Source organism: Streptococcus sp. 3613 (assembly GCF_013277375.1).
In the GTDB taxonomy this organism is placed as follows: domain Bacteria; phylum Bacillota; class Bacilli; order Lactobacillales; family Streptococcaceae; genus Streptococcus; species Streptococcus pseudopneumoniae.
This window is the reverse complement of sequence record NZ_VMMV01000118.1, coordinates 1-1,192: the sequence shown is the minus strand read 5'-3', so window position 1 is coordinate 1,192 and position 1,192 is coordinate 1. Positions and strand designations below refer to the sequence as shown.

Annotated in this window: 1 protein-coding gene; it reads left to right on the top strand. The window is 41.4% G+C overall.

The window, feature by feature from the left end; all coding sequences use genetic code 11:
- Positions 1–167: 167 nt before the first annotated feature.
- Positions 168–1,192: IS1380-like element ISSpn5 family transposase (locus HT708_RS11020; RefSeq protein ID WP_172926397.1), on the top strand; the 1,025-nt coding region annotated here is incomplete at its 3' end.

Genomic DNA, 1,192 nt, shown 5'->3' with positions numbered 1-1,192 from the left:
AACCCCAATTATTCACCCCTAATCTAAAAACCCTCCAGAATCCTTGCCTTAGCTTAGATCCTGGATGGTTTCTTTTTTCACCCAATGGGTGTTTTTTACTAGACAAAAAAGAGTTTCCCCTTTATGGTATAAGTGTAGAAAAAAACACAAAAAGAAAGGAAACTCACATGAACAGTTTACCAAATCATCACTTCCAAAACAAGTCTTTTTACCAACTATCTTTCGATGGAGGTCATTTAACCCAGTATGGTGGTCTTATCTTTTTTCAGGAACTTTTTTCCCAGTTGAAACTAAAAGAGCGGATTTCTAAGTATTTAGTAACGAATGACCAACGCCGCTACTGTCGTTATTCGGATTCAGATATCCTTGTCCAGTTCCTCTTTCAACTGTTAACAGGCTATGGAACGGACTATGCTTGTAAAGAATTGTCAGCTGATGCCTACTTTCCAAAATTGTTGGAAGGAGGGCAGCTTGCTTCACAGCCAACCTTATCCCGTTTTCTTTCCAGAACTGACGAGGAAACAGTCCATAGTTTGCGATGCCTCAACCTTGAATTGGTCGAATTCTTTTTACAGTTTCACCAGCTAAACCAACTCATTGTAGATATCGATTCTACCCATTTCACAACTTATGGCAAGCAAGAAGGTGTTGCTTATAACGCCCACTATCGTGCTCATGGCTATCATCCTCTTTATGCTTTCGAGGGGAAGACAGGTTATTGTTTCAATGCCCAGCTTCGTCCTGGTAATCGTTATTGTTCTGAAGAGGCAGACAGCTTTATCACACCTGTTTTCGAACGGTTTAATCAACTTCTCTTTCGAATGGATAGTAGCTTTGCGACCCCAAAATTATACGATTTAATTGAAAAAACAGGGCAATACTACCTCATAAAACTCAAGAAAAATACTGTTCTGAGCCGTCTTGGAGACCTTTCCCTCCCTTGCCCACAGGATGAGGACTTAACCATCTTGCCCCACTCCGCCTACTCAGAAACTCTCTATCAAGCAGGATCTTGGTCGCACAAGCGTCGTGTCTGCCAGTTCTCTGAACGAAAAGAAGGAAACTTGTTCTACGATGTTATTTCTCTCGTTACAAATATGACGAGTGGAACAAGCCAAGACCAGTTTCAGCTTTATCGTGGACGTGGTCAAGCCGAGAATTTCATCAAGGAGATGAAGGAGGGATTTTTTGG